This window comes from Methylophilus sp. 14, from assembly GCF_015354345.1.
In the GTDB taxonomy this organism is placed as follows: domain Bacteria; phylum Pseudomonadota; class Gammaproteobacteria; order Burkholderiales; family Methylophilaceae; genus Methylophilus.
The window spans coordinates 186,570-206,031 of sequence record NZ_JADKYS010000003.1; the positions used below are offsets into that span (position 1 = coordinate 186,570).

The window sequence follows — 19,462 nt, forward strand, 5'->3', positions numbered from 1 at the left end:
TACAGGAAGTTCAGCATGGCAGCAGTATCTGTTGAAACAGTCAGCAACTTGGAACGTCGCATGACTATCAAAGTCCCTTTGGCTCCGCTGGAAGGGCAAATCAGACAACGTTTACAGCAAATTTCTCGTACGGCCAAATTTTCTGGTTTCCGTCCGGGCAAAGCGCCTATCGGCCTGGTGAATCAGCACTATGGTGACCAGGTGCGTGACGAAGTGTACTCCAAGGCGGTTGAGACCAGCTTCGGTGATGCTGTTGAGCAAAACAAGCTGCGCGTGGCTGGCTTCCCGAATATTGAACATCTGCCATTTAAAGATGCGGCGGAAGAATTTGAATACATTGCGACTTTCGAAATTTTCCCGGAAGTGGCCGTTGGTGACCTGAGCAAGGTGAAGATCGAGCGTCCGGCACTGGAATTGTCCGATGCTGACGTAGAGAAAACCCTGGACGTGTTGGTCAAACAGCGCGTGAGCTATGAGCCTGTGAAGCGCGCTTCTAAAAAAGCGGATCGCATTAACATCACATTGACCGCATCTATCGATGGTCAACAGGTTGAAAGCACGGGCGACCGTGGTATCGATCTGGTTATTGGTGAGCCTGGCCGTGTCAAAGAGTTTGATGATGCCTTGGTTGGCGGTAAGGCCGGTGCCGAGAAATCCTTCGACATTACTTATCCAGCAGATCACAATCCTGCGCAATTGGCAGGTAAAACAGTGACTTATGACGTGAAGTTCGTGTCTGTTTCACAACCGGTTTACCCTGAAATCGACGCTGAGTTTGCTAAAAACCTGGGCGTGGAAGATGGTAACCTCGACACCATGAAGTCTGAGATCAAACAAAGCCTGGAGCAAGAAGTCGACAAGCGCATCAAAGCACGTGTCAAAGAGTCTGTATTCCAGGCCCTGGTGGATGAAACCAGCTTCGAATTGCCAAAAGCGATTGTTTCTGCTGAAACCAACCGCCTGATGCAAGTGGCAGCACAAAACCTGCGCCAGCGTGGGGTTGACCCAGCGCAAGTGCCGATGGAGCCCTCTGTGTTTGAAACACAGGCGCAACGTAACGCCAAATTGCGTTTGATATTGACTGAGTTGGTGAATAGCAATAACTTGCAAGCAACGGCGGATCAAGTGCGTGCCATGGTAGACAGTTTTGCGCAAAGCTTCGAGAAGCCTGACGAGCTGGTGAGCTGGTACTATGCAGATGTCAAACGTCTGGACGAGCCTGCAGCCTTGGCAACAGAAGAGAACGTAGTGGCTTGGGTGCTGGATAAAGCCAAAGTCACTAACAAGAAAATTAAATTTGATGAATTGATGATGGCAGGTGCTTAAACCATGAATTATATGAACGCGAACGAGGGCATGATGCAACAAAGAATGGAGCCGCAAGGGCTTGGCTATATCCCAATGGTCATCGAGCAAAGTGGCCGCGGTGAGCGTTCGTATGACATCTATTCACGACTACTCAAAGAGCGCGTCATTTTCCTGGTCGGCCCTGTCAACGACATGACGGCCAACCTGGTGGTGGCGCAGCTGTTGTTCCTTGAGGCAGAAAATCCGGACAAGGATATTTCCTTGTACATCAACTCTCCAGGTGGTTCTGTGACTGCCGGGATGTCGATTTACGACACCATGCAGTTTATCAAGCCAGATGTCAGTACCTTGTGTATTGGTCAGGCTGCCAGCATGGGCGCATTTCTGCTGACTGCAGGCGCCAAAGGCAAGCGTTTCTGCCTGCCTAACTCGCGAGTCATGATTCACCAGCCACTGGGCGGTTTCCAGGGCCAGGCTTCAGACATCGAGATTCATGCCAAGGAAATCTTATACTTGAAAGACAAGTTGAATGGCATTATGGCGCATCATACTGGCCAAAAAATTGAAACTATTGCCAACGATACCGATCGTGACAATTTTATGAGTGCTGACGCTGCCAAGGCTTATGGCCTGGTAGACCAGGTGATTGCCGCACGTAGCGCTGTTTAATCAGCGAGCAAACCGCAGGGGAATAGCATGGCAAACAAATCTGATAGCGAAAAGCTTTTATATTGCTCGTTTTGTGGCAAGAGCCAGCACGAAGTTAAAAAACTGATTGCTGGCCCGTCTGTGTTCATTTGTGATGAATGCGTTGATTTGTGCAACGACATTATTCGCGAAGAAATCCAGAGCCTGAATGAAATTAAGTCTGCAGACAAAAAACTGCCGACGCCGCAAGAAATTTGCCAGATTCTGGATCAATACGTCATTGGTCAGGTACAGGCGAAAAAGAACCTGGCTGTAGCGGTTTATAACCACTACAAACGCCTTGGTTATAATCCGCTGTCTGATAGCAATCAGACTGGTAAAGATGATATTGAAGTGCAAAAAAGCAATATTTTGCTGATTGGGCCAACCGGTTCAGGTAAAACATTGCTGGCACAAACACTGGCACGTTTGCTGGATGTGCCATTTGTGATGGCTGATGCCACGACATTGACCGAAGCTGGCTATGTCGGTGAAGACGTTGAGAACATCATGCAGAAATTGCTGCAAAAGTGTGACTACGACGTTGAAAAAGCACAACGCGGTATTGTCTACATCGATGAAGTAGACAAGATTTCACGTAAATCTGACAATCCTTCTATCACGCGTGATGTGTCAGGCGAGGGCGTACAACAAGCCTTGCTGAAACTGATCGAAGGCACCATTGCCTCCGTGCCACCACAAGGTGGCCGCAAACATCCTAACCAGGAATTTGTGCAACTGGACACGACTAACATCCTGTTCATTTGCGGCGGCGCATTTGATGGCCTGGAAAAAGTCATCCGTCATCGCTCGGAAAAAGGCGGCATTGGTTTTGGCGCTGAAGTGAAGAGCAAAGAAGACGTGCGTGCTGTAGGTGAGGTGCTGCGTGAAGTTGAACCAGAAGATTTGATCAAGTTTGGCTTGATTCCAGAGTTTATCGGCCGTTTGCCTGTGGTTGCCACCTTGGAATCATTGGACGAAGCTGCTTTGATGACGATTTTGGTTGAGCCGAAAAACGCGTTGACCAAGCAGTACATGAAGCTGTTCAAGATGGAAGGCGTGGAACTCGAGTTTGAAGATTCAGCCCTGCGTTTGATCGCTAAAAAAGCCCTGGAGCGTAAAACTGGCGCCCGTGGCCTGCGTTCTATCATGGAACATGCTTTGCTCGACCTTATGTACGAGTTGCCATCGCTCAAGAGCCTGGCTAAAGTCATTGTCGATGCTGGCGTGATTGAACACACTTCCGAGCCTATTCTGATTTATCAGGATGCACAAAAACGCGTCGAAAACGCAAGCTAAATCCCCCTTGCAATAGCCGCCCGGCTATTGCAAGATAGCATCTACAACATTAGATGCCTGCTCTCTTGAATTCTCAAAGAATGTTCCCATCTAAATGCAAAGGACTAGTTCCTTTGACACTTTTTGAAAGACGCTATGACAGAACACACTTTGCTTGACTCCGAGATACCCGAAGAAAACGCCTTGATCCCGTTATTGCCATTGCGCGATGTCGTTGTCTACCCGCATTTAGTGATCCCACTGTTTGTTGGCCGCACCAAGTCGGTCAAAGCACTGGAGCGCGCCTCAGAAGGCGATAAAAAGATTTTGCTGGTCGCTCAAAAGTCTGCCAATAAAGACGACCCTGCAGCAGAAGACCTGTACGAGATTGGTACACTGGCAACTGTGCTGCAAATGCTCAAGTTGCCTGATGGCACCGTCAAGGTGTTGGTTGAAGGCCTGCATCGTGTGCGTGTTTCCGATTTTGTGGAAACAGATGATTGCTTTATGGCATTGGGTGTAGAAGTCGAGCAAACCGACCAGGACGACAAAGAGGCTGAGGCCTTGATGCGTACCGTCATGACCCAGTTTGACCAGTACGTCAAACTGAACAAGAAAATTCCGCCAGAAATCCTGACCTCACTGGCAACGATTAACGAGCCTGGCCGCCTGGCGGACACCATTTCTGCACATCTGACGCTCAAGCTGGAAGAAAAACAAAAAGTGCTGGAAATGCTCAGTGTGATTGAGCGTTTGGAGCATCTGCTGTTCCTGATGGAGTCTGAAATCGACATCTTGCAGGTAGAAAAGCGCATCCGTGGCCGCGTGAAACGCCAAATGGAGAAAAGCCAGCGTGAGTACTACCTGAATGAGCAAGTCAAAGCCATTCAGAAAGAACTGGGCGAGCAGGACGAAAATGCCGAGATGGAAGAGCTGGAGCAGCGCATCAAAAATGCGGCGATGCCTAAAGAGGCTCTGGCCAAAGTCACTGCCGAGTTCAAAAAACTCAAATTGATGTCACCGATGTCTGCGGAAGCTTCAGTGGTGCGCAATTACATTGATACTTTGCTCAATCTGCCTTGGAAAAAGAAAACCAAAATCAGCAAAGACCTGCAAGCCGCAGAAGCGATTCTGGATGCCGATCATTATGGCCTGGATAAAGTTAAAGAGCGTATTGTCGAGTATCTGGCTGTGCAGCAACGCGTGGGTAAACTTAAGGCCCCAATCTTGTGCCTGGTAGGCCCGCCAGGGGTAGGTAAAACCTCGCTGGGGCAAAGCATTGCTAAAGCGGTGAACCGCAAGTTTGTTCGTATGGCTTTGGGTGGTGTGCGTGATGAAGCCGAAATTCGCGGTCATCGCCGTACCTATATTGGTTCTATGCCAGGTAAAGTGCTGCAAAGCATGACTAAGGTTGGCGTTAAAAACCCGTTATTCCTGCTGGATGAAGTCGACAAGATGGGGCAAGACATGCGTGGAGATCCATCCTCAGCATTGCTTGAGGTATTGGATCCAGAACAAAACCATACTTTTGCCGATCACTATGTTGAAGTCGACTATGACTTGAGCGACGTCATGTTTGTGGCCACGGCCAACAGTATGAATATTCCTGAGCCATTGCTGGATCGAATGGAAATCATTCGCTTGTCTGGTTATACCGAAGATGAAAAGATCAATATTGCTCAACGCTATCTGTTGCCTAAGCAATTAAAAGCACACGCGCTGAAGTCGACAGACATTGCCGTAGCTGAAAGCGTGTTGCGCGATATCGTGCGTTATTACACGCGTGAAGCAGGTGTGCGTCGTCTGGAGCAAGAAATTGCCAAGATTTGCCGCAAGGCCGTTAAAGAGCAGTTGCTGGCCAAAGGCAAAAGCAAAACCGTTAAAAAGATCAATATCACCAGCAAGAACATTGAGCAATACCTGGGCGTGAAACGCTACGACTTCGGTGTTGCTGCCAAAGAGAACCAGGTAGGGCAGGTGACTGGCCTGGCGTGGACCTCTGTGGGCGGTGAATTGCTGACGATTGAAGCGGTCACCTTACCAGGTAAAGGTAAAACCATTACTACCGGTAAGCTGGGTGATGTGATGCAAGAGTCTGTCACAGCCGCGATGAGTGTCGTACGTAGCCGTTCTGAAGGCTTGGGCATCCCGACTGACTTCTATGAGAAGAAAGATATCCATATTCACTTGCCAGAAGGGGCGACGCCTAAAGATGGCCCAAGTGCAGGTATCGGTCTGACGACAGCGATTGTGTCTGTGTTAACAGGCATTCCAGCGCGTGCGGATGTCGCCATGACAGGTGAAATTACCCTGCGTGGTGAGGTTTTGCCGATTGGTGGCTTGAAAGAAAAACTGTTGGCAGCGCATAGAGGCGGCATTAAAACTGTGCTAATTCCTTCTGCCAATGAAAAAGATTTGGTCGAAATTCCGGCCAATATCAAAAAGGACTTGGACATTCATTGCGTCAAATGGATAGACCAGGTGCTGGATTTGGCGCTTGAAAGCGCACCGCAACCGTTGGCCGTCAATGCGCCGGCGGTTGAGATTGTGGCTTCTGGCGACGCGAATCCGGAGCAAGCTGTCACGCATTAGTAAAATTGATGCGAATTATTGTCAAAAGGCCGGATTAGCGCTTGACAGCTCGTTTTGCGGCTTGATATAAAGACGGTACAGGATGTACCTGTCTTTTTAACTAGTTATTAGGGGAAACACGTGAATAAATCAGAATTGATAGATCATATTGCAAGTGCTGCTGGTATTTCTAAAGCCGCTGCGGCTCGTGCTCTGGATGCAACAACTGAGGCTATTTCCGGCGCATTGAAAAAAGGTGATCTGGTAACCTTGATTGGTTTTGGTACATTCTATGTAGGTGAGCGTTCTGCCCGTTCTGGCCGTAATCCTCGTACCGGCGCAACAATTAATATCAAAGCTGCTAAATCTCCTAAATTTAGGGCTGGTAAAGGTCTTAAAGATGCTGTAAACTAGCATTCTTTGGTTGAGCAGCGTTTAGTTGCTCTGCCAGCAGTAGCAACACAAGTGGTTGTTACGGGTGCTTAGCTCAGTTGGTAGAGCGTCGCCCTTACAAGGCGAATGTCAGCGGTTCGACCCCGTTAGCACCCACCAAACAATTAAAATTAAGAGTGCGAGGTCTGCGCTCTTAATTTTTTGAGTGACGTTGTACTTAAGAAGTTACTTTAATAAGTGAAGCTAAGTGCAAGCAAATAATTAAAAAATAGTTGTTGATTTTATAAGAAACAGTGTTATAATTTCAGCTTAACGATTACCGGGAGCGGTAGTTCAGTTGGTTAGAATACCGGCCTGTCACGCCGGGGGTCGCGGGTTCGAGTCCCGTCCGCTCCGCCAAATAAAAAGCCCTGATTTATTCAGGGCTTTTTTCTTTTCTGCATTCCTTACCTGTCTTTTGATTCCAATAACATCTTGCAGGTTTAAACCCTGATTTAAATGAATTCTTTTTTGAGTGGCAGCATGCTCTTGCGAGATGGGTATCTGTGTCTTAAATGCTGCGTTTAAATGTACAAAGATGCTTGATTGACACTCTGTCATTTCTGAACCGTTAGAACGCCACTGCTAAAGTGCGAACGGCGGGCCTGAATCCGGCGATAACGGCGGGTTTATGGTATAGTTTGCTGTTGCAAAAAATCAGGTAATGGAAACTATAAAATGTTGGAAGCATTAAGAAAACACACACAAGGATGGATGGCAAAAATCATTCTGGCGCTGATTGTGGTGCCGTTTGCGTTGTTTGGTATCGACTCCTATTTAAATCAGGCTGGTGGCCAAGTTGCCGTGGCTAAAGTAGATGGTCAAAAGATTTCACTGCAGGAGTTTTCCAACGCAGTCGAAAATGCCCGTAATTACATGCAGTCACAAGGGCAAAAAGTCGATCCAGCCATGCTGGAAAGCCCGGCATTCAAGCAGTCAGTACTGGAGGGCATTATTACCCGCCGTTTGGTAGACAGCGCGGTGCAGGATTACCGCTTTAGAATCAGTGATGAGCAATTGAGTCAGCACATTCTGGGCATGCCAGAGTTCCAAAGCAATGGTAAGTTTTCTGAAGAGACTTATAACCAGTTGCTGACCCAGAACAAGCTGACGCCAGCCAAGTTTGAGCAGAGTGTGCGCAAAGACCTGGCTGTACAACAGGTGCGTGATGGCTTGACTAACCTGGTGTTTATGCCGAAAAAAGTGGCTGAGCAATCACTGATGTCAGAGTTTGAGCAACGTGAAGTGACCGTGGCAGACGTGAAAGTGTCTGACTTCGTGAGTCAGGTAAACGTGACGCCAGAGCAAGTACAGGCTTATTACAACCAGCATAAAACCAAGTTCATTGCACCAGCTAAAGTGAAGTTGCAATTTGCCTTGCTGACTGCCGCTGGTTTGATGGGGCAGGTGAGTGCGTCAGATGAAGAAGTGAAGCAGTTCTATGACGAAAACGCAGCTAAATTACAAGGCGATGAGCAGCGTCAGGCCAGTCATATCCTGATTGGTTTCAGCAGCACGGCAACGCCAGCAGAAAAAGCGGCCGCGAAAGAAAAAGCAGAAGCGATTCTTAAACTGGCAAAAGCCAACCCTAAGAACTTTGAAAAACTGGCGATTGAAAACTCTCAAGACACGGGTTCTGCCGGTAAAGGTGGCGATTTGGGCAGCTTTGGCCGTGGCGCGATGGTGAAGCCATTTGAAGATGCCGCGTTTTCAATGAAGGTTGGTGATATCAGTGATCTGGTTGAATCTGAATTTGGTTACCACATCATCAAGCTGACAGGCATTACCGGCGAGTCTTCAGACTTTGACTCTGTGAAACTCAAATTGAAAGCAGAGTTGCTGTTCCAGAAGGCACAAGCCAAATATGCGGAACTGGCCGATGACTTTGGTAACACCGTGTACGAACAGTCTGGTAGCCTGGATCCGGTGGCCAAGAAGTTCAATGTACAAGTACAAATCTCTCCAGCCATGAGCAAAGAAGAAGTGTCCAAGTTCTTTAAGAGTGATCGTTTTGCCACCTTGGTATTTTCTGACGAAGTCGTGAAAGAAAAACGTAATACTGAAGCCGTTGAAGTGTCACCAAATAACCTGGTGGCTGGACGTGTGGTAGAGTACACGCCAGAGGCGCCACGTAGCTTTGATGAAGTCAAAGGCGGCATTGAGGCCTTGTTAAAAGCAGAAGCTGCAGGCAAACTGGCACAACAAAAAGGTGAAGCATTGCTGGCTGATCTTAAAGCAGGTAAAGCGACCGACACTGACTGGATTACGCCAGTGACCATTGATCGCAGAAATGCGCAAGGCTTGAGTGATGGTGTGATGAGAAATGTGTTTAAGGTGAATACACATGCCTTGCCAGCTTATTATGGCTTTAATGAAGCGAATAAGGGCTACACCGTGATTAAAGTGATTGCGGTAACCCAGAAGCTCAAAGACCAGCCAGATGTCGCTGACAGAGCATTTAAAGCCTATCAGGCAGCATTGGGTGATGAGATGTCCCATGCTTATGTCGGTTCACTCAAAGCCAAAAAAGATATTCAGTTCAACGCAAAAGTATTGTTATCCAAAAATAACGAATAATTAAGCGAGCTGAAATAAAGAAAGGAGGGCATTGCCCTCCTTTTTTATTGGAGATACTCTTAAAATGTAGAGTCTTGATTTTAGTTATTAAATGTAGTAATGTTTCTACATTTGGCATGTGGGAGCAAATGATGGCAATAACCACTTTATCCAGCAGAGAGTTTAATCAACGCGCGAGCGAGGCGAAAAAAGCGGCCAGCCAAGGTCCGGTGTTTATCACGGATAGGGGGCAGCCTGCGCATGTGCTTTTGACGATTAACGACTATAACAAGCTGATGGACCATCACGTTAAGATTGCCGATTTATTGGCAATGCCAGGTGCCGATGAGATTGAGCTTGATTTGCCCGTCTTTAAAGAGCTCACCAATGCTGCGGACTTGTTTTGATGTATTTGCTCGATACCAATGTTGTTTCTGAGTTACGTAAAATTCGAGCAGGTAAGGCTGATGCAAATGTTGTTCAGTGGGCAGAGCAGGCCAGCGTTGGCAGCCTGTTTATTTCGGTGATCACCATACAAGAGCTTGAAATTGGTGTGCTACAGTTAGCACGACGCGATACTGCACAAGGCCTCATTCTTCGCACATGGTTAAATGACCACGTCATTCCCGCCTTTACTGGCAGAATTCTGCCAGTGAGTTTAGAGGTGGCGCAAAAAAGTGCTTTATTGCACGTGCCTAATCTAGGGCCTTTTAGAGATGGTTTGATTGCTGCGACGGCTCTAGTTCATGGCATGACTATCGTCACTCGCAATATCAAATACTTTCAAAATACCGGCGCAAACTTACTTAACCCATGGGATTAAGTAAGAACCAGCCAAGTGCCATGCAATTAAGAATAATCGTCGCCCAAAAGCTAATTTGAAAAGAAAGCTTTTTTGACTTGTGACGAAACACGCTTTGCGCCACTGTTGCGCCCGGCCAGCCGCCGATGAGTGCCAGTAAATGCAACGTTTTCTCCGGCGTACGATATTTCTTGCGCCTGGCAGCCGATTTATCAAGTCCATAAGCCATGAATGTGAACGAGCTTGCTGCAACATACAGCCAAAAGACAAGTGGCGGCAGTTTACCGACAAATACCGAAACGCTCATGCAGGCAAAAAAAGCAACTGCAAAGACGAGCAGAAGCGTGCCGTCATTTGATCGTACCGCCTCATCAATGTATTTAACGTGTTCCGCTCTTAACTTACCATTCGCCTCTGTGTTTACTTCGTAAGTCACAACTTCATTATTAACCGGTCTACGGTGACGATTTGAGAATGCGGAAATATGAACAAAGACCTGTTTGCCACCGCCGTTAGGGGTGATAAAGCCAAAGCCTTGTTCGTCTTTCCAGGAGGTGATTTTGCCTTGATAGCGCATGTTCAATCAATGGTTTGTTTAATTGGGTAATATTGCATTTGGTATTTTATTTAATATGTTTTATAAAAAATAAAATTACTATTTTTATATTAATAATTAATTAGATGCTATTTTTTATTACACCTATTTTTTATTGCATTTGATGTCGACCTAATCTTGAAAATAATGTTTTTTTTATTGTGACTGCCACTTCTTGATGATATAAAAAAACGCCTGTCTTTACAGAACAGGCGTTTTTATTTTTCTACTCGCTAGCGTCTTAGTCGATTTGACCTGCGGCGGTGATGTTCATACCGCCGTCGACATAGGTGATTTCACCAGTCACGCCAGAAGCTAAATCGCTGGATAGGAAGGCAGCGACGTTACCGACTTCTTCAATGGTCACGTTGCGGCGCAGTGCGGCGTGTTTTTCGTTAAAGCCAATCATTTTGTCGAAGTCAGCAATGCCTGAAGCGGCCAGCGTTTTGATCGGGCCGGCAGAGACTGCGTTGACGCGGATGCCGCGTGGTCCCAGGCTTTGAGCCAGGTAGCGCACGTTGGCCTCCAGGCTGGCTTTAGCGACGCCCATGACGTTGTAGTTAGGCATGGTGCGCTCTGCACCCAGGTAGCTTAATGTGAGCAAGCTGCCGTTGCGGCCTTGCATCATCGGGTAGGCGGCTTTGGCCATGGCGGAGAAGCTGTAGGAGCTGATATCGTGCGCGATGTGGAAGTATTCGCGGCTGATATTGTCCAGGTAGTCGCCATCCAGGGCGACTTTAGGCACGAAGGCGATAGAGTGTATCAAGCCATCAAGGCCGTCCCAGACTTTGGCTAGCTCTACGAACAGGTTGTCGATTTGGGCATCTTCAGCCACGTCACAGGGTAAGACGATATCGGACTCGAAATCAGCTGCGAGGTCACGCACACGTTTTTCGTGTTTGTCTACCTGATAGGTAAAGGCTAGCTCAGCGCCTTCACGCTTCATTGCGGCTGCAATGCCATAAGCGATTGAACGGTTGCTCAGCAAACCGGCAATCAGAATTTTTTTTCCAGCAAGAAATGCCATGCTTGTTCCTGTTTGGTAATGTAGTTCAGTTAATTGGGTTAGCGGGTGTGAGAACGCGGGTCAAACACATCACGCAAACCTTCGCCGAGCAGATTATACCCTAACACGGTAATTAATATGGCAAGTCCGGGGTAGAGCGAGAGCCACCAGGCAAACTGGATATACTCTTTGCCGTCGGTGAGAATGTTGCCCCAGGAGGCTTGTGGTGGCTGCACGCCGAGTCCTAGAAAACTGAGACCTGATTCGAGCAGTACGGCACTGGCGATGCCTAATACCACGCTGACTAATACCGGTGTCAGGCTATTCGGCAGGCAGTGTTTAAAAATCACGCGCCAGTCTTGTGCGCCTAGCGCGGTGGAGGCTGCCACAAATTCGCGCTGGGTCAGGCTTAAGAATTCGGCCCTGACTAAGCGCGTCACGCCCATCCAGGAGGTGAGGCCAATGACAATCATAACGTTGGTGATAGAAGGGCTTAAAAAGGCAATCACGGCCAAAATCAGGAAAAAGCTGGGGATAGACAGCATGATGTCGACCAGGCGCATAATGACGGTATCTACCCAGCCGCGGTAGTAACCAGCCAGCGCCCCTAAAATGACGCCAATCACGGTAGAAATGCCGACAGCCACCAGGCCAACTAATAAAGAGACACGGCCGCCAAACAGCATGCGGCTCCAGACATCCCGGCCCAGTCCATCGGTGCCCATCCAGTGCTCCGCAGAGGGCGCAATCAGGATTTGTTTGACTTGCACGGCATCTGGATCATAGGGCGCAATCCACGGTGCGAGCAGCGCCAGCAGTAAAATGATGCCAATTAAGCAGAGCCCGGTGACGGCCATAGGATTTTGCAGGATTCTTTGCATAGTATTTGTGAGCCTTAACCTTGTGGCATCACGCCTCTGCGCAGGCGCGGGTCTGCCCAGGCGTAGGCTAAGTCTGCCAGCAAGTTGCCCATGAGTGTCAGCGCTGAGCCGATGGTGAGTATGCCCATGATCACCGGAAAATCGCGCATCATGACGGCGTCGTAAAACAGTTTGCCCATGCCTGGGATGGCAAAAATGGTTTCGGCGATTACCGAGCCGCCAATCAGGCCGGGGAGAGATAGGCCGACCAGGGTAATAAGTGGCAGTAGGGCGTTGCGCAAGGCGTGGCGATAAGTGACGGTACGGTCACTGAGGCCTTTGGCACGTGCTGTGATCACGAAGTCCTGGCTGAGGACGTCCAGCATGCCGTTTTTGACAAACATGGTGACACCGGCCAGGCCTGTGATTGCTGGAATCACCACTGGCAAGAACAAATGCATGAAAAGATCCTGGCATTTTTGCCACGCATCGAGTTGGGCATAATTAAGGCTATGCAGGCCAGAAATCGGAAACCAGGGGTGAATGACGCCCAGCCAGTACATCAGCAATAACGATAACCAGAAGCCCGGGATAGAAAAGCCGATAAAGTTAAACAGGGTAATGCTACGGTCTGGCCAGCGACCATATTTTTTGGCCGCGATGACGCCTAAGGGCACTGCCAGCGTCAGGGTCAAAAACAAGCCGACTAAATTCATCAGCAGCGTGACAGGTAGCGCCTCCTGGATCATGCCGGGCGTGGTGTTGCCGTCTTTATCGGTTTCTGCCCAAAACACCGGTTTTTGGTGGCTGGCAAATGAGTGGCCAAAGTCCAGATGCACCATGCGCTCCAGCCACAGGCCATATTGCACAATCACGGGTTTGTCTAAATGATAGAGTTCGCGCAGCTTTTGACGCGATTCTTCAGAGGATTTGGGATCAAACGCGGCCTCGGTGCTGGTGATATCCCCCGGTGCCAGGTGCATGATGAAGAAAGAAATCAGACTGATGCCGATCAACATCGGAATCATCCACACTATGCGTCTGATCAGGTAATTGAGCATGCTTATTCTGCCTGTATTTGCGTGCGTCTGAGGGGCTCAGGAAGATACCATTTATGTGAATCATACCCCACACCGGCAGGAGGCACCGGATTCATAATGCCTTGTACACGCTTATGAATCGCCGTCAGGCCATAGCCGGCAGACAGATACACCAGTGGACTATCCTCATATAACACCTTGGCAAAGTCGTGATAGATCTGCATGCGCTTTTCCGGGTCAAACTCTATGCGGCCTTGCTCCAGCAATTTATCGACGGCCGGATTATTGTAGCCAATAAAGTTAAACTGGCCCGGGCCTTGTTGGCTGGAGTGCCAGATCGAGTATTGGTCAGGGTCCAGGCTCAAGCCCCAGCCCATGACGACGGCGTCAAAGTCGCCTGGTTTAATAAAGTTGGTGAGCAGGCTGGCCCATTCCAGGGTGCGGATACGCGTTTCAATGCCCACTTCTTTCAAGCGGCGCTGGATAATCACCGCTGTTTTTTCACGTTGTTTATTGCCCAGGTTGGTCAGTACTTCAAATGACAGTTCTTTGCCATCGCGTTCCACAATACCATCGCCATTGCTGTCCACATAGCCTGCCTCAGCCAGCAATTGTTTGGCTTTGGCCGGGTCAAACGGGTAGGGCGTTAAGTCTGGGTTGCTCCAGCGCGTCCCAGGTTTGTAGGGCGAGGCAATGGCGATGCCCAGGCCGAGATACACGCCGTCGATAATCTCTTGTTTGTCTATGGCGTAATTGATTGCTTTGCGGACACGCACATCGTCAAACGGTTTGCGCTTGAGGTTAAAGCCAAGGTAGGTGTAACTATTGCCGAGCTCTTTGTACTGGTTAAGCTTGGCTTGCAGTGCCGGACGCGACGGAATAATACGCGCATAGGTAATCGGGTCCAGCGTCATGCTATCAATGTTGTCGGCCATCAGCTCCAGAAACTGCGCGGCCGGGTCTGGGATAATCCGTTCAACCACGCTATCAATGTTGGCTGGACCCAAGACTGATTTTGGATTTCTTTCCAGTTTTAAGTACTCACCATGCCGCCATTCTTTTAACTGGTAGTAGTGGCTGCCTAGCGGTTTTTGCGCAAAACTGGTGGTATGAATATCTTGCCCGGCCAGCTTGTGTTTTGGCAGCACTTGCAAGTGTGCCCAGCTTTCGAGCGCAGGCGCAAAGGGCTGGGCATAGTGCACGATAAATGTGTGGGCATCGGGCGCCTCGGCCTTGGTCACCAGTTGGTAGTCTGATGCATAGGGGCTATGCGTTTTTTCGTCAATGATCAGTTGCCAGGTAAATAACACGTCGGCGCTGGTGAGTGGCTTGCCGTCTGCCCATTGCAAGCCTGGCTTGAGTTTAAACGTAATGGTATTTTTATCATCTGCAACCTGCCATGATTCCGCCAGTTCACCGGCAAGATCGAGGTCCTGATTAAATGTCAGCAAAGAGTTAAACAGGTAAGCACCGATTGCCAATGAGGCCGATTCACCCGCCACCATGCCTATCATGCCACTGGGGTCTGAGGGCATGGCACTGATCAGCGTGCCGCCTGTTTGTGCGGGATATGGCTGGTTTAACGCTGCCGTATTCTGGTCCGGGCTGTCTGCACTGCAAGCCAGTAATGCGCTGCATAGCATGCCGATTATGAGCTGTTGACCAATGGACGCATATTGCTTGGTGCAAATGGGATGCATCCTGGTCAATCGTCGATTCGTCATGCATCGATTCGTCATGGTGTCTCGCCGTGTCAGTGTTTGGTTTTTTTACTATGTGTTGTCGTGGTTTTTTTGTGCGTAGAGGATTGCCCGCTGCTACGCGTTTTGCTGGTAGCCGTTGTTTTCTTATGACCCGCTCTCGCGCTGGTTTTTGAGCCATGTGACTGGCTGGCACTGCTTGTGCTGCTTTCCTGTTTTTCCAGCTGCAACACCTGACCAACGGCCAGGTTTTTGGACTTCAGGTGATTTTGCTGCATGATTTGTTTGCTGCTGATGCCATAACGCTTAGCCAGCTTTGCCAATGTATCACCTTGTTTCACCTTATGCGAGATAGATACAGATTTGGATTCTCTTTCTACAGGGATCTCAATCGGCAATTGTGCCATGGCGGCGACATCAATCGGCCTGGTCAGGCCAGATTGCACACTGGCCGGTACCAACAAAGGCCTGCGCACAATCAGGTTACGGTTAGGCTTGAGGTTGTTGGTGGCGCTCAGCTCATAAATGCTGATGCCAAACTGGCTGGCAATGGCGCCCAGGCGCTCGCCACGTTTTGGTTGGTAGCTATGCCAGTTAGATAATGGCCGGTTATAACCACTGAGGTTATTGGTGAAGTTGCTGGCAGCCCAGGTGGGCAGCAATAGCTTTTGATAGCTGTTTTCGGTAATCAGCACCGGGCGCGTAAAGCTGGGGTTCAGCGCATTAAACTCTTCCAGTGAAATCCCTGCCAGCTCAGCCGCCAGCTTGGCGTCAATTTTGTTGGGCGCTTGCACCGTGGTGAAATACGGTTTGTTAGGAATCTCGTTGAGCGTTAGCCCATAGTTTTCCGGGCGGAAAATAATGTTTTTAATCGCCTGCAATTTCGGCACGTAGTTACGTGTTTCATCAGGCAAAGACAAATGCTGGTAGTCGGTGGGCAGCCCTAACTGGCGGTTGCGCTCAATCGCGCGCGCTACGGTGCCTTCACCTGCGTTATAGGCTGCCAGCGCCAAGTCCCAGGCACCAAACATGGTGTAGAGTTTTTGCAGGTAGTTAAGCGCCGCCTGGGTGGCCGCAGTGACGTCTTTACGCGAATCTTTCCAGTAGTTTTGCTTAAGGCCAAAGTCTTTGCCGGTAGACGGAATAAATTGCCAGATGCCTGAGGCTTTACTGGTAGACAGCGCTTTGGGGTTAAAACCACTTTCAATCATGGGCAGCAGCGCAATTTCGGTCGGCATGCCTCTTTTTTCGACTTCAACCACAATATGGTAGAGGTACTTTTTGCTGCGCTCCAGCATGCGTGACACGTAGTCCGGGCGCGAGGCATACCATTGCTCGTGCTTGTTGGTATAGGTGGAGTCTATGTCTGGCATGTTGAAGCCGTCACGCACGCGGTCCCACAGACTGTCTTGCAGGGTTAACGAGTCTTCAAACTGGTAGCTGGAGTTGTAGTTTTCTGATTCCGGGCCGCCATAACTTTCATCATAACTGCCGTTGTCATCCGACATGCTGGCTGGCTCTACGTATTCAGCCAATGCCAATAATGGAAGGGCTGAAAGGGCGGCACATAGCAGTAATTTTTTAAAACGCATGACGGTAATACTTAATCCTGAGACTGTTGCACAAGGTAATACTGAGAAAAACTTGCACATGCATTGATAAACCCGGGTGGCCGTTAGGGCCATGCCAACCAGCACGTGATTGGCGTAACGCATACAAGCGCTTTAAGGAGGACATCATTCTACGTTAATTTTTCAGTGAGACAAGTTTTTATGTCTACAGAAAGGTTATACATTAAAAGTGGTTGCGCCGTGCGCGCAGCTCGGTAAACACATCAATCGCTGACCAGTGCTGAAAAGCCGCTTGTTGTGACAAGGCCTCGCAACGCAGAAACGGGTTGGTGGCTAACTCCAGCGCCAGTGTTGTGGGCAAGGTAGGCAGATTCTGCGCGCGCAAGTGTGCGGTATGGCGCGCGCGTTGCTGCAAGTCTGCATTGTCGGGGTCTACCGTTTGCGCAAAAGCAATATTGTGCGCGGTGTATTCATGTGCAGGGTAGATCAGCGTGTTTGCCGACAGCGCTGCGATCTGTTGCAATGAGGCGTACATTTGCGGCGGCGTGCCTTCAAACAAGCGGCCACAACCTGCGCCAAACAATACATCGCCGCTAAACAAGTGCTGATGATTGAGGTAATAGGCAATATGGTCCAGCGTGTGTCCGGGCAGGGCCAGTACGTCGCAATTGAGAGCGCCAAAGTGTTTAAATGCCAGGCGATTGCCTTGTTTGACGCGTGTGGCCTGCAGAGACTGATAAGCTGGGTGATCGCTCTCAGGGGCGTAGACGGTGCATTGCCAGTGCTTCTGTAGCGCTGCGGCTCCGCCGACATGGTCAGCATGGTGATGGGTAAGCAAGATGCCATCCAACTGTAACTGGCGCGCCTGCAAGGCCTGCTCAACAACCTCGGCATCGCCAGGGTCAACCACCAGTGCATATTGACCGCGGTGAATCAGCCATAAATAATTATCGCTAAAAGCGGGCAGTGCGGTGATCTCTATGCTTGCAGAAGTGTCGTGCATCCCGCATCATTGAAAAAATGATCATGATTGTCAAGGCACAATCGTGTTTAGCCGCCTGTTTTACACTTTGTGTTATTTCTGGCATTTTTGGGAGCTTCATCTTGCAATCCAGCCAGCCAGCCAGCTTAAATGAAACTGCTTTTGATGCCATGGCGTTGGGCCGCTATATTGCCCAGCGCGAGATTCCGCTGTATGCACAAACGGTGGCAGATGTGTTTGGATTCCATGCCTTGCAGATAGGCTGGCCGACGCACGATTTACTTGAACATTGCCGCATCCCTTATAAACACTCCTTACAGCTCTCGGCGACGCCGAATGCTTCACTATTGTGTGAAAGCGAGTTCTTGCCGTTTGCCGAACAGTCAGTTGACCTGGTGTGCATGCCGCACGTGCTAGAGCAGTGTGCTGATCCGCAACAAACTTTGCGTGAGGTGTTTCGCGTGCTGGTGCCTGAGGGCACGGTGGTGCTGACTGGCATCACACCAGTCAGCTGCCTGGGGTTGCGCGCTCGGGTGGGCCAATTTAAGCAGGCCGGGCACTTTGAGCGCCTGTTTACCGCCTGGCGCATCCGTGATTGGCTAAGTGTGCTTGGCTTTGAAGTCGTGCATAGTGGTAGTTTGATTCATGCCTTGCCAATCAATGACCCGGTGTGGCTGGCGCGGCAATCTTGCCTTGAGCGCTGGGGGCGGCACACCTGTGGCATGACCGGAGGCGTGTATTTTCTGATTGCCAAAAAAAGGGTCTTGAATGTGCGTCTGCTCAAGCCTGACTGGAAAAAATCACCGCTCAACCATGCTTTACAGGTGCGAAAAGGCCAGTCCAGCATACAAAAACAAGTGCAAAAACAGTTAGAATGCGCGGATGTCGACTCAACAATGGATAGAAATGTACGCTGATGGTGCCTGCAAGGGTAACCCAGGCGTTGGGGGCTGGGGCGTTTGGCTCAAAGCGGGTGAACACGAAAAGTCACTGTTTGGCGGTGAAGCACTGACCACCAATAACCGTATGGAGATGATGGCGGTGATTCAAGGCCTGCAGGCATTGAAAAAGCCTTCACAGGTCAAGGTGTATACAGACTCCAGTTATGTACAAAAAGGCATGACAGAGTGGCTGGCAGGCTGGAAAAAGAAACAGTGGCGTACGGCGGATAAAAAACCAGTTAAAAATGCCGACTTATGGCAAATACTGGATGCACTGGCAGTCGCGCACCAGATCGAATGGATCTGGGTAAAAGGCCATGCCGGTAATGAAGGCAATGAGCGTGCGGATGCACTGGCTAACCAGGGCGTGCTGACGGTTGCGGCGAGTTAAGAGGGGTTATTGATGAGACAGATTTTTCTCGATACGGAAACCACCGGTTTATATCCTGACCAGGGGCATCGTATTATTGAAATTGCCGCGGTAGAAATCTTTAACCGCCGGCCCACCCAGCGTCATTTCCACATTTATATTAATCCCGAGCGCGAGATCGACCCCGGCGCGCAAGAGGTGCACGGTATTTCGCTGGAGTTTTTGCAAGACAAACCTTTATTTGCCAGTATTGCCGAAGAGTTTGTGGCGTTTATCCGTGGCGCCGAGTTAATTATCCATAATGCGCCGTTTGATATTGGCTTTTTAAATATGGAGCTCGCCAAGCTGGGCCAGGACAAGCTGGAAACCTATGTCAGCGGCATTATCGACACCTTGAAAATGGCCAAGGAAATGCGGCCAGGCCAACGTAACAACCTGGACGCCTTGTGCCGACACTTTGGCATTGATAACTCGCAGCGTACCTTGCACGGCGCCTTGCTGGATGCGGAGTTGCTGGCGGAAGTATATATCGCCATGACGCGCGGCCAGGAGAGCCTGCTGATGGAGTTGTCCAGCCCGGTAGAGCAAGCGACACATGCCAATCTGGCCGTAGACTTTTCTGCATTAAAGCTGGTCACTGCAGATGAAGAGGAGTTGGGTGCGCATCAACAATATATTGCAGGCTTAGCCAAGGCGGGTGCAAGCCCCTGGTAGCCGCTTTAGTGGCTGATTAACGCGGTGTCATATGTGTTAATCATGTCTT

Annotated in this window: 18 protein-coding genes and 2 tRNA genes; 13 read left to right on the forward strand and 7 right to left on the reverse strand. The window is 49.5% G+C overall.

What is annotated here, in order from left to right; translation table 11 throughout:
• Positions 1-15: 15 nt before the first annotated feature.
• The 10 genes from tig (at position 16) to INP78_RS09260 (ending at position 9,655) form a co-directional block, all read left to right on the forward strand.
• Positions 16-1,326 carry a trigger factor gene (gene tig, locus INP78_RS09215; protein WP_194741913.1) on the forward strand — a complete coding sequence of 437 codons (1,311 nt, stop codon included), beginning with the start codon at positions 16-18 and terminating at the stop codon, positions 1,324-1,326.
• A gap of 3 nt (positions 1,327-1,329) precedes the next feature.
• Entirely contained in the window at positions 1,330-1,977 is a 648-nt protein-coding gene (clpP, locus tag INP78_RS09220; RefSeq protein WP_305076179.1) for an ATP-dependent Clp endopeptidase proteolytic subunit ClpP, read from the forward strand.
• A 27-nt stretch (positions 1,978-2,004) separates the two neighbouring features.
• Positions 2,005-3,294 carry an ATP-dependent Clp protease ATP-binding subunit ClpX gene (clpX, locus tag INP78_RS09225; RefSeq protein WP_194741914.1) on the forward strand — a complete coding sequence of 430 codons (1,290 nt, stop codon included), beginning with the start codon at positions 2,005-2,007 and terminating at the stop codon, positions 3,292-3,294.
• Positions 3,295-3,429: 135 nt separating this feature from the next.
• The gene (gene lon, locus INP78_RS09230) at positions 3,430-5,865 is read left to right on the forward strand and encodes an endopeptidase La (RefSeq protein ID WP_194741915.1); all 2,436 of its coding nucleotides are present in this window, start codon (positions 3,430-3,432) and stop codon (positions 5,863-5,865) included.
• A gap of 120 nt (positions 5,866-5,985) precedes the next feature.
• Entirely contained in the window at positions 5,986-6,258 is a 273-nt protein-coding gene (locus INP78_RS09235) for an HU family DNA-binding protein (protein WP_019882242.1), read from the forward strand.
• Between the two features lie 62 nt (positions 6,259-6,320).
• Positions 6,321-6,396 (forward strand) — tRNA-Val (locus tag INP78_RS09240).
• 163 nt (positions 6,397-6,559) lie between these two features.
• A tRNA-Asp gene (locus tag INP78_RS09245) sits at positions 6,560-6,636 on the forward strand.
• Between the two features lie 318 nt (positions 6,637-6,954).
• The gene (locus tag INP78_RS09250) at positions 6,955-8,853 is read left to right on the forward strand and encodes a SurA N-terminal domain-containing protein (protein WP_194741916.1); all 1,899 of its coding nucleotides are present in this window, start codon (positions 6,955-6,957) and stop codon (positions 8,851-8,853) included.
• Positions 8,854-8,927: 74 nt separating this feature from the next.
• On the forward strand, positions 8,928-9,239 hold the full coding sequence (locus INP78_RS09255; RefSeq protein ID WP_228522775.1) for a type II toxin-antitoxin system Phd/YefM family antitoxin: 312 nt from the start codon (positions 8,928-8,930) through the stop codon (positions 9,237-9,239).
• Positions 9,239-9,655, forward strand: a complete 417-nt coding sequence (locus tag INP78_RS09260) for a type II toxin-antitoxin system VapC family toxin (RefSeq protein WP_194741917.1) — start codon at positions 9,239-9,241, stop codon at positions 9,653-9,655. Before INP78_RS09255 ends, INP78_RS09260 begins: the two co-directional genes overlap by 1 nt.
• Here INP78_RS09260 and INP78_RS09265 read toward each other — a convergent pair.
• From INP78_RS09265 to gloB, 7 genes are all read right to left on the reverse strand, one after another.
• Positions 9,639-10,211, reverse strand: coding sequence for a cold shock and DUF1294 domain-containing protein (locus INP78_RS09265; protein ID WP_194741918.1), 573 nt, complete (start codon positions 10,209-10,211; stop codon positions 9,639-9,641). The two genes, INP78_RS09260 and INP78_RS09265, sit on opposite strands and share 17 nt — an antisense overlap.
• 259 nt (positions 10,212-10,470) lie before the next feature.
• Positions 10,471-11,256: an enoyl-ACP reductase gene (locus INP78_RS09270; RefSeq protein WP_024930069.1), complete on the reverse strand. Its 786-nt coding sequence runs from the start codon at positions 11,254-11,256 to the stop codon at positions 10,471-10,473.
• Between the two features lie 38 nt (positions 11,257-11,294).
• Complete coding sequence (locus INP78_RS09275) at positions 11,295-12,116, reverse strand: ABC transporter permease (protein WP_194741919.1); 822 nt, start codon at positions 12,114-12,116, stop codon at positions 11,295-11,297.
• Positions 12,117-12,130: 14 nt separating this feature from the next.
• A complete protein-coding gene (locus INP78_RS09280; protein ID WP_194741920.1) occupies positions 12,131-13,156 on the reverse strand; it encodes an ABC transporter permease in 1,026 nt (341 codons plus the stop codon).
• 2 nt (positions 13,157-13,158) lie between these two features.
• Complete coding sequence (locus tag INP78_RS09285; RefSeq protein WP_194742190.1) at positions 13,159-14,835, reverse strand: peptide-binding protein; 1,677 nt, start codon at positions 14,833-14,835, stop codon at positions 13,159-13,161.
• Between the two features lie 53 nt (positions 14,836-14,888).
• Positions 14,889-16,550, reverse strand: coding sequence for a transglycosylase SLT domain-containing protein (locus INP78_RS09290; protein WP_228522776.1), 1,662 nt, complete (start codon positions 16,548-16,550; stop codon positions 14,889-14,891).
• 79 nt (positions 16,551-16,629) lie between these two features.
• Complete coding sequence (gloB, locus tag INP78_RS09295) at positions 16,630-17,409, reverse strand: hydroxyacylglutathione hydrolase (RefSeq protein ID WP_194741921.1); 780 nt, start codon at positions 17,407-17,409, stop codon at positions 16,630-16,632.
• 101 nt (positions 17,410-17,510) lie between these two features.
• Here gloB and INP78_RS09300 point away from each other — a divergent pair, with 101 nt between their 5' ends.
• From INP78_RS09300 to dnaQ, 3 genes are read left to right on the forward strand one after another with little or no spacing between them, the layout of a single operon-like run.
• On the forward strand, positions 17,511-18,305 hold the full coding sequence (locus INP78_RS09300; RefSeq protein ID WP_194741922.1) for a class I SAM-dependent methyltransferase: 795 nt from the start codon (positions 17,511-17,513) through the stop codon (positions 18,303-18,305).
• Complete coding sequence (gene rnhA, locus INP78_RS09305; protein WP_194741923.1) at positions 18,271-18,720, forward strand: ribonuclease HI; 450 nt, start codon at positions 18,271-18,273, stop codon at positions 18,718-18,720. Before INP78_RS09300 ends, rnhA begins: the two co-directional genes overlap by 35 nt.
• A 12-nt stretch (positions 18,721-18,732) precedes the next feature.
• Positions 18,733-19,413, forward strand: a complete 681-nt coding sequence (dnaQ, locus tag INP78_RS09310) for a DNA polymerase III subunit epsilon (RefSeq protein WP_194741924.1) — start codon at positions 18,733-18,735, stop codon at positions 19,411-19,413.
• Positions 19,414-19,462: the final 49 nt, after the last annotated feature.

Bases quoted from the DNA above. Each gene is read 5' to 3' on its own strand.
- INP78_RS09260 (WP_194741917.1), top strand. From the start codon at position 9,239: ATGTATTTGCTCGATACCAATGTTGTTTCTGAGTTACGTAAAATTCGA.
- gloB (WP_194741921.1), bottom strand. From the start codon at position 17,409: ATGCACGACACTTCTGCAAGCATAGAGATCACCGCACTGCCCGCTTTT.
- lon (WP_194741915.1), top strand. From the start codon at position 3,430: ATGACAGAACACACTTTGCTTGACTCCGAGATACCCGAAGAAAACGCC.
- tig (WP_194741913.1), top strand. From the start codon at position 16: ATGGCAGCAGTATCTGTTGAAACAGTCAGCAACTTGGAACGTCGCATG.
- INP78_RS09250 (WP_194741916.1), top strand. From the start codon at position 6,955: ATGTTGGAAGCATTAAGAAAACACACACAAGGATGGATGGCAAAAATC.
- rnhA (WP_194741923.1), top strand. From the start codon at position 18,271: ATGTCGACTCAACAATGGATAGAAATGTACGCTGATGGTGCCTGCAAG.
- INP78_RS09290 (WP_228522776.1), bottom strand. From the start codon at position 16,550: ATGCGTTACGCCAATCACGTGCTGGTTGGCATGGCCCTAACGGCCACC.
- dnaQ (WP_194741924.1), top strand. From the start codon at position 18,733: ATGAGACAGATTTTTCTCGATACGGAAACCACCGGTTTATATCCTGAC.
- clpX (WP_194741914.1), top strand. From the start codon at position 2,005: ATGGCAAACAAATCTGATAGCGAAAAGCTTTTATATTGCTCGTTTTGT.
- INP78_RS09280 (WP_194741920.1), bottom strand. From the start codon at position 13,156: ATGCTCAATTACCTGATCAGACGCATAGTGTGGATGATTCCGATGTTG.
- INP78_RS09285 (WP_194742190.1), bottom strand. From the start codon at position 14,835: ATGCATCCCATTTGCACCAAGCAATATGCGTCCATTGGTCAACAGCTC.
- clpP (WP_305076179.1), top strand. From the start codon at position 1,330: ATGAATTATATGAACGCGAACGAGGGCATGATGCAACAAAGAATGGAG.
- INP78_RS09275 (WP_194741919.1), bottom strand. From the start codon at position 12,116: ATGCAAAGAATCCTGCAAAATCCTATGGCCGTCACCGGGCTCTGCTTA.
- INP78_RS09265 (WP_194741918.1), bottom strand. From the start codon at position 10,211: ATGCGCTATCAAGGCAAAATCACCTCCTGGAAAGACGAACAAGGCTTT.
- INP78_RS09270 (WP_024930069.1), bottom strand. From the start codon at position 11,256: ATGGCATTTCTTGCTGGAAAAAAAATTCTGATTGCCGGTTTGCTGAGC.